The following is an 846-nucleotide window of genomic DNA, read 5'->3' as shown; positions in this document are numbered from 1 at the left end:
CCCCCCGTTATGTTTTTCGCGGTCCTGCAATGGGGCCACTGGCCTCCGGGCCCGGTATGACTGTGTCCCCTCTGTCGCACGGATGACCTGGGGGGTGGTGTCGCCGGGCCCGTGGGGTGCCGTCGGAGACGCTGATGAGAGACCCGGCCACCGCCCGGCCCGGCGCAATGCCGGGCAGAAGCGTGGGCGGCAGGTCTGCATAACGTGGATGCGCGAGCACGGTGCCACCGCCGAGGCCGGCACGGTCAACCACCCAGGAGGGGTGCGATGTTAGACACCGGCGATGTGGGCGTCTTCCTGGGCATGGACGTCGGCAAGACAGCTCACCACGGCCACGGGCTGACGCCGACGGGCAAGAAAGTCTTCGACAAGCCGATGCCCAACAGCGAACCGAAACTGCGGGCCGTCTTCGACAAGCTGATCGCGAAGTTCGGCACGGTGCTGGTGATCGTGGACCAGCCCGCATCGATCGGGGCTCTGCCGCTGACCGTGGCCCGCGACGCGGGCTGCGAGGTCGCCTACCTGCCCGGACTCGCAATGCGGCGGATCGCTGATCTGTATCCAGGCGAGGCGAAAACGGACGCGAAGGACGCGGCGGTCATCGCGGACGCCGCCCGCACCATGCCGCACGTCCTGCGGTCGCTGGAGCTGACCGACGAGATCACCGCCGAGCTCACGGTGCTGACCGGCTTCGACCAGGACCTTGCGGCCGAGGCGACCCGCACTTCGAACCGGATACGCGGCCTGCTGACCCAGTTCCACCCCAGCCTCGAACGAGTCCTGGGACCGCGGCTGGACCACCCTGCGGTCACCTGGCTCCTCGAGCGCTACGGATCCCCGGCCGCA

At 68.9% G+C, this 846-nt stretch carries 1 protein-coding gene; it reads left to right on the top strand.

The window, feature by feature from the left end:
• Positions 1–267: 267 nt before the first annotated feature.
• On the top strand, positions 268–846 hold a 579-nt coding region (locus MTF69_RS42670; RefSeq protein WP_243342215.1), incomplete at its 3' end, for an IS110 family transposase.

It is taken from the genome of Streptomyces sp. AP-93 (assembly GCF_022808175.1).
Lineage (GTDB): Bacteria > Actinomycetota > Actinomycetes > Streptomycetales > Streptomycetaceae > Streptomyces.
Note: the sequence above shows the minus strand (reverse complement) of the source record. Positions and strands in the feature narration are given on the sequence as shown.